Annotated in this window: 6 protein-coding genes; 5 read left to right on the top strand and 1 reads right to left on the bottom strand. The window is 66.9% G+C overall.

Translation table 11 applies throughout. The features are described 5' to 3' along the window. The 5 genes from infB to pnp all read left to right on the top strand — a co-directional run. Window positions 1–2,082 (top strand): translation initiation factor IF-2 (gene infB, locus ACLFMY_RS07690; protein ID WP_410764061.1); only part of this gene is annotated, 2,082 nt, incomplete at its 5' end. A gap of 13 nt (window positions 2,083–2,095) precedes the next feature. Continuing rightward, complete coding sequence (gene rbfA, locus ACLFMY_RS07685; protein ID WP_410764059.1) at window positions 2,096–2,503, top strand: 30S ribosome-binding factor RbfA; 408 nt, start codon at window positions 2,096–2,098, stop codon at window positions 2,501–2,503. A gap of 18 nt (window positions 2,504–2,521) precedes the next feature. Beyond that, window positions 2,522–3,463: a tRNA pseudouridine(55) synthase TruB gene (gene truB, locus ACLFMY_RS07680; RefSeq protein ID WP_410764058.1), complete on the top strand. Its 942-nt coding sequence runs from the start codon at window positions 2,522–2,524 to the stop codon at window positions 3,461–3,463. 99 nt (window positions 3,464–3,562) lie between these two features. Further along, window positions 3,563–3,832 (top strand): 30S ribosomal protein S15, encoded by a 270-nt coding sequence (rpsO, locus tag ACLFMY_RS07675; protein WP_410764057.1) that lies wholly within the window; start codon window positions 3,563–3,565, stop codon window positions 3,830–3,832. Window positions 3,833–4,217: 385 nt separating this feature from the next. Beyond that, window positions 4,218–6,302 carry a polyribonucleotide nucleotidyltransferase gene (pnp, locus tag ACLFMY_RS07670; RefSeq protein WP_410764056.1) on the top strand — a complete coding sequence of 695 codons (2,085 nt, stop codon included), beginning with the start codon at window positions 4,218–4,220 and terminating at the stop codon, window positions 6,300–6,302. 96 nt (window positions 6,303–6,398) lie between these two features. Here the strand turns inward: pnp and ACLFMY_RS07665 are convergent, their stop codons facing one another. Further along, a complete protein-coding gene (locus ACLFMY_RS07665; protein ID WP_410764055.1) occupies window positions 6,399–6,887 on the bottom strand; it encodes a Crp/Fnr family transcriptional regulator in 489 nt (162 codons plus the stop codon). Window positions 6,888–7,003: the final 116 nt, after the last annotated feature.

Genomic DNA, 7,003 nt, shown 5'->3' with positions numbered 1-7,003 from the left:
GTGGCCGAGGCCGAAGAGGCTGCAGCCGAGCCCGCAGCGGGCGAGGAGTCCACCGAAGGCAAGGAAGAGGACGAAGAGAAGGGCAAGCCGAAATCGCGCCTTCGCATCGTCGCCATGCCGGAGGAGGCACCGGGCATCCCGGTTTCCCAGGAAGAGGAGCGCCACAAGCGCGGCAAGCACGGCGGCAAGGGCCGTCATGCCCGAGAAAAGGCGCGCGAGGAACTGCACCTGGGCGCCGGCGCCGGCCGTCGGCGCAAGAAGGGCAAGAAGGGTGCGGCCTCCCGGACCGCGGTGGCTACCCGCCACACCTTCGAGAAGCCGACGGCTCCGGTCGTCCGGGACGTCAACGTGCCCGAATCGATCTCCGTCGAGGAGCTGGCACAGCGCATGGCGGTCAAGGGCGTCGACGTCGTCAAGGCCCTGTTCAACATGGGCGTGATGGCCACGATCAACCAGGTGCTCGACCAGGACACCGCGATCCTCGTGGTCGAGGAGATGGGACACAAGCCGCACGCCGAGTCCGAGACCGCGATCGAGGACGAGGCGCTCGAGCAGGTCAAGCAGGGCGAGGCCAAGCCGCGCCCGCCGGTGGTCACCGTCATGGGTCACGTCGATCACGGCAAGACCTCCCTGCTCGACTACATCCGCCGGGCCAAGGTCACCGCGGGCGAGGCCGGTGGCATCACCCAGCACGTCGGTGCCTATCATGTCGACACGCCGCGCGGTACGGTCACCTTCCTCGATACCCCGGGCCACGAGGCGTTTACCGCCATGCGTGCCCGTGGCGCGAGTGCTACCGACGTGGTGGTGCTGGTGGTCGCCGCCGATGACGGCGTGATGCCGCAGACCAAGGAGGCGATCCATCATGCCCGCGCCGGCAACGTGCCGATGGTGGTCGCGGTCAACAAGATCGACAAGGAGGGCGCCGACCCCGAGCGGGTGCGCGCCGAGCTCTCGCAGGAAGAGGTGATCTCCGAGGAATGGGGCGGCGACACGCAGTTCGTGCACGTCTCCGCGCATACCGGTGAAGGGATCGATCAACTGCTCGAGGCGATTCTGCTCCAGGCCGAGCTCCAGGAACTCAAGGCGCCGGAAGAGGGCCACGCCGTCGGTACCGTCGTCGAGTCCTCCCTCGAGAAGGGCCGCGGTCCGGTTGCGACGATCCTCGTCCAGAGCGGCACGCTCAAGAAGGGCGACACCGTGGTGGTCGGCAAGGAATACGGCCGGGTGCGTGCCCTGCTCGACGAGAACGGCAAGCAGGTCAAGTCCGCCGGCCCGTCCATCCCCGTGGTGGTGCTGGGCCTGTCCGGCACGCCGGAGGCCGGCGACGAGCTGGTCGTGATCGAGGACGAGCGCAAGGCCCGCGAGATCGCCGAGTTCCGCGAGGCCAAGCAGCGGGACTCCCGCCTGGCTGCCCAGCAGGCCGCCAAGCTCGAGAACCTGTTCGAGCAGATGAAGGAAGGCGAGGTCGAGTCGCTCAACGTGCTGGTCAAGGCCGACGTGCAGGGTTCCGCCGAGGCGATCCGCGACAGCCTGCAGAAGCTGTCCACCGACGAGGTCAAGGTCAACGTCCTGATGAGCGGCGTGGGCGGCATCAACGAGTCGGACATCAACCTCGCGGCGACCTCGAGCGCGATCGTCATCGGCTTCAACGTCCGTGCCGACGCGGCAGCGCGCAAGACGGCCGCCGAGCAGGACGTCGAGATCCGCTACTACTCGGTCATCTACGAGATGCTCGACGACGTCAAGGCGGCCATGACCGGCCTGCTGGGCACCGAGACCCAGGAGAAGTTCGTCGGCCTGGCCGAGGTGCGCGACGTGTTCCGCTCGCCGAAGCTCGGCGCGATCGCCGGCTGCATGGTCACCGAGGGCGTGGTCAAGCGGAACAACCCGATCCGCGTCCTGCGCGACAACGTCGTCATCTACGAGGGCGAGCTCGAGTCGCTGCGCCGCTTCAAGGACGATGTCCAGGAAGTGCGCTCCGGCATGGAGTGCGGCATCGGCGTGAAGAACTACAACGACGTCAAGGTCGGCGACCAGATCGAGGTCTTCGAGCGCGTCGAGGTCCAGCGGACCCTGTAAGGCGGTACGGTTCATGGCACAGGGTTTCCAGCGCCACCAGCGGGTGGCCGGGCAGATCAAGCGCGAGATCGCCGAGCTCATCCGTGATTCCGGCGTGGACAGCGGGCCGAATGCGCCGCTGACCCTGCTGACGATCACCGACTGCGAGGTATCGCGCGACCTGGCGCACGCACGCATCTTCTACAGCGTGCTCAACGCCGACGAGCAACCGGTGGCCGAGCAATGGTTCGCCGAGGCGGCCGGACATCTCCGCAGCGAGCTCGGTCATCGCATGCGCCTGCGCATCGTGCCGCAGCTGACGTTCATCTTCGACAACTCGATCGAGCAGGGCATGCAGATGGATGCCCTGATCCGGGCGGTACGCGAGAATGACGCGGACGGCGAGTCCGGCGAACCGGACGACGAGTCCGGCAACCGCTGACCGGCCGGCGGATTCTGCATGGCACGCAAGCGTCGCGGTCGGCCGATCAACGGCATCGTCCTGTTCGACAAGCCCCTGGGGCTGAGCTCCAATCACGCCTTGCAGCGGGTCAAGCGCCTGTTCCAGGCGGCCAAGGCCGGCCACACCGGCAGCCTCGACCCGGCGGCCAGCGGTCTGCTTCCGGTCTGCTTCGGCCAGGCGACCCGCATCTCGGGGCTGCTCCTCGACGCCGACAAGACCTACCGGGTCACCGGACGCCTCGGGGTGATCACCGACAGCGGCGACCTCGAGGGTGAGGTGATCGACCGGCGCGAGGTGCCGCCGGTCGACGAGACGGCGCTCGAGGCGGTCCTCGGTGGCTTCCGCGGCCGAGTCGAGCAGGTCCCGCCGATGTACTCGGCGCTCAAGCAGGGTGGTCGTCGCCTCTACGAACTGGCCCGCGAAGGCAAGACGGTCGAGCGCAAGGCCCGCAGCATCGACTTCCATGAGATCACTCTCGAATCGCTGTCGGGGGACGAGTTCACCCTGCGCGTTCACTCGAGCAAGGGGGCCTATATCCGCACCCTGGTCGAGGACATCGGTGCGGCCATCGGTTGCGGGGCGGTGGTCACCCGGCTCAGGCGCATCGGTCTGGGACCCTGGTCTATCGAGCCGCGCGGCGATGGATCCGTCGATCCGGCCTGGACGCTCGAGGCGCTCGAGGCGTTGGCCGAGGAAGGCGGGACCGAGGCCCTGGATCGTGTTATCCTCCCGATCGATTCGGCGCTGGACGCCTATCCGGCCGTGGTGCTGGATAGGTCTAGCGTCGACCCAATTCGCCATGGTCATCCGGTGTTTGTGCCCAACGCGCCACAAACCGGGTGGTTTCGACTGTACGCACCCGACGACCTCTTCCTGGGTATGGGGGAAGTGCTGGATGACGGGCGAACCGCGCCGCGACGACTGTTCGCGGCGCTGTAGGGGCGCCAAGGCGCCCAAGGCATTGCGGGACGGTGACTGGTCGTCACTGACCCGCGATGGACTTTGAAAGCTTCACCCAGGCAGACGAGGAGATATCCCATGTCACTGAACGAAAAGACCAAGGCCGACATCGTTGCCGAGTTCGGCAAGGATGCCAACGACACCGGTTCCCCGGAGGTACAGGTTGCCCTGCTGACCCAGCGGATCCAGCACCTGACCGAGCACTTCGCCACGCACAAGCAGGATCACCATTCCCGCCGTGGCCTGCTCAAGCTGGTCAACCAGCGTCGCAAGATGCTCGACTACCTCAAGTCGAAGAGCCTGACCCGCTATCAGGAACTGATCGCGAAACTCGGCCTGCGCAAGTAAGCGCTTCCCGGTTACACTGGGGAAACTCTGCACGAATGGCATGCCGCTCTGGCCTGTCGAGCCGTTCGTGATCAAGGCGCGTCGTCGCTGGCGTGCCGATGGCCACGTCAAGACGGCGCAACGCGGAGCACGGGCGGTTCGACAGGCCCCGGAGGGCGCATCTTGAGCCGGACATCTGCTATGTTGTCGTCCTTGGAAAGAGAATCACTCTTTCGCGGCGGACGAACGCCTTGCATCTGCCCGGCTCAAGACGCGCAGAGCGGTATGGCATTCGTGCAGAGTTTCCCTAAACCCGTCGCACCGCGGCGGGTTTTTTGTTTGCGGGCCGGTCCGTCGATCGTCCCGTCGTCCATCGAACACATCTACAGAACGTCAGGAGCCAAGCGTGGCAGTCAGCAAACAGTCCTTCGAGTACGGTCAACACACCGTCACCCTGGAGACCGGCGAGATCGCCCGGCAGGCCAGCGGGGCAGTCATGGTCAGCATGGGCGAGACGGTGGTGCTGGTCACCGCGGTGGTCGCGCCGACGGCCGATCCGGCCAAGGACTTCCTGCCCCTGACGATCGAGTACCAGGAGAAGTTCTACGCCGCTGGCCGCGTTCCGGGCAGCTTCTTCCGGCGCGAGGGACGGTCGACCGAGGGCGAGACGCTGGTCGCGCGCCTGATCGACCGGCCGGTGCGTCCGCTGTTCCCCAAGGGCTTCACCCATGAGACGCAGGTCATTGCGCAGGTGCTGTCGCTCGATCCGGAGGTGGACTCGGAGATCCCGGCGCTGATCGGTGCCTCCGCGGCGCTGTCGCTTTCCGGTGCGCCCTTCGCGGGGCCGATCGGGGCTGCCCGGATCGGTCACGTCGACGGCGAGTTCGTGCTGAACCCGAGCCCGGCCCAGGTGGCCGATTCGCGCCTGGACCTCGTGGTTGCCGGCACGGAGAAGGCCGTGCTGATGGTCGAATCCGAGGCCGACCAGCTCCCCGAGGAGGTGATGCTCGATGCCGTGATGTTCGGTCACGAGCAGATGCAGGCAGCCATCCGGGCCATCGATGCGCTGGCTGCCGAGGCGGGCCGCCCGCCGATGGAGTGGACGCCCCCGGTCGACAACAGTGCACTGGCCGGCGAGATCGAGGCGGCTTTCCGTGGCGAGATCGAGGCGGCCTACCAGATCGCCGACAAGGCCGAGCGCGGCAGCCGGCTTGGGCAGGTCCGCGGCGAGATCCGCGAGCGGTTCGTCGACGAATCCGCCGAGCCGCCGGTGACCGAAAAGGTGATCGACGGGCTGGTCAAGGGTATCGAGTCCGACGTGGTCCGCGGCGATATCCTTGCCGGCAAGCCGCGAATCGACGGGCGCGACACGCGCACCGTGCGTCCGATCAGCATCCGCACGGGGTTCCTGCCCCGCGCCCACGGCTCGGCACTGTTCACGCGCGGCGAGACCCAGGCCATGGTGGTCACCACGCTGGGCACCGCGCGGGACGCGCAGCTGATCGACGCGGTCGGCGGCGAGCGCAAGGAACCGTTCCTGTTCCACTACAACTTCCCGCCGTTCTGCGTCGGCGAGACCGGCCGCTTCGGTGCGCCCAAGCGCCGCGAGATCGGCCACGGCAACCTCGCGCGCCGCGGCGTGATGGCCGCCGTGCCCGCGGCCGAGGAATTCCCCTACACGATCCGCGTGGTCTCCGAGATCACCGAGTCCAACGGCTCGTCGTCGATGGCATCCGTCTGCGGGGCCTCGCTGGCGATGATGGACGCGGGCGTGCCCATGAAGGCACCTGTGGCCGGTATCGCGATGGGGCTGATCAAGGAAGGGGACGAGTTCGTGGTCCTGACCGACATCCTCGGCGACGAGGATCACCTCGGTGACATGGACTTCAAGGTCGCCGGCACCGCCGAGGGCGTGAACGCCCTGCAGATGGACATCAAGATCGAGGGCATCAACCGCGAGATCATGGAGGAGGCCCTGCGCGAGGCGCGTGCCGGTCGTGAGCACATCCTCGGGCGCATGAACGAGGCACTGGCCGAGGCACGTACCGATCTTTCCTCGCACGCGCCGCGGTTCGTCACCATGCGGATCAACCCGGAGCGCAAGGGCGACCTGATCGGCAAGGGTGGCGCGACCATCCAGGCGCTGACCAGGGAGACCGATACCCAGATCGACATCGGCGAGGACGGCGTGGTCACCATCGCGGCGCCGAACGGGGAGGCTGCCGAGGAGGCGCGCCGCCGGGTCGAGGAGCTGACCGCCGAGCTCGAGGTGGGCAAGGTCTACCACGGCAAGGTGGTGCGCGTGGTCGACTTCGGCGCGTTCGTCAACATTGCGCCGGGCAAGGACGGCCTGCTGCACATCTCCGAGATGGCCGAGGGGCGCGTGGACAAGGTCACCGACATCGTCAACGAGGGCGACGAGGTCGACGTCAAGCTCCTCGAGATCGACCGTCAGGGGCGCCTGCGCCTGTCGATGCGCAAGGACCGTTAGTGACTGTGACTCGCCGGCCGTAACCGGGCTGGAAAGGAAAAGGGCCGTGATCTCGCGATCACGGCCCTTTCTGTTTCCGGGAAGCGGAAACCTCCCTCAGAACCGCCCGATGTTCGGGTTGATGTAGCTGAGCAGTTCGCTGTGCTGGCGATTCATCCGGCGGATGATCTCGCGGATGCTGTGCACGATGGCCCGCATGACCTTGTAGACCAGGATCGGGTGGTCGACCAGCAGCGCCTCGAGGTGCGCGCGCTCCAGGGTGACCACCTCGGCATCGCCCACGGCGCGGAGTGTCGCGCTGTGTGGCGAACTGTCCAGAAAGCCGGATTCGCCGGCGAGGTTGCCGGCATCCAGGAGGTGCAGGGTGTCGGCAAAGCCCCGCCCGGTGTCTCGGCTTACCGCGAACCGGCCGGCAATGATCACGAACAGGGTTTCGCTGACCTCGCCCTCGCTGAACAGCGTCTCGCCGTTCGGGATCATGCGCCGGCGACAGGCCTTGGCCAGCAACTGGCACTGCTCGTTGGTCAGTTCCCGGCCCAGGGCGGTCTGCTTGAGCTCCTCGCCGCTTACGACTTTCTGTGTCATGGTCTTTAAGTGTTCCCTGTCAGTTTGCTTGTGCGTGGGTCTGCCGATCAGGGCAATGCCTTGAGCGGCTGGTCCGGCAGCCCGTTAGCCGCGTCCCCGGCGCTGTCCGAGTCACC

It is taken from the genome of Guyparkeria sp. (assembly GCF_046545975.1).
Taxonomy (GTDB): domain Bacteria; phylum Pseudomonadota; class Gammaproteobacteria; order Halothiobacillales; family Halothiobacillaceae; genus Guyparkeria.
The sequence above is the reverse complement of the archived record's forward strand: the minus strand, read 5'-3'. Positions and strand labels throughout refer to the sequence as shown.

What these genes read in the sequence shown, in the direction of transcription:
- rbfA (WP_410764059.1), top strand. Translation starts at nt 2,096, where the DNA reads ATGGCACAGGGTTTCCAGCGCCACCAGCGGGTGGCCGGGCAGATCAAG.
- truB (WP_410764058.1), top strand. Translation starts at nt 2,522, where the DNA reads ATGGCACGCAAGCGTCGCGGTCGGCCGATCAACGGCATCGTCCTGTTC.
- rpsO (WP_410764057.1), top strand. Translation starts at nt 3,563, where the DNA reads ATGTCACTGAACGAAAAGACCAAGGCCGACATCGTTGCCGAGTTCGGC.
- ACLFMY_RS07665 (WP_410764055.1), bottom strand. Translation starts at nt 6,887, where the DNA reads ATGACACAGAAAGTCGTAAGCGGCGAGGAGCTCAAGCAGACCGCCCTG.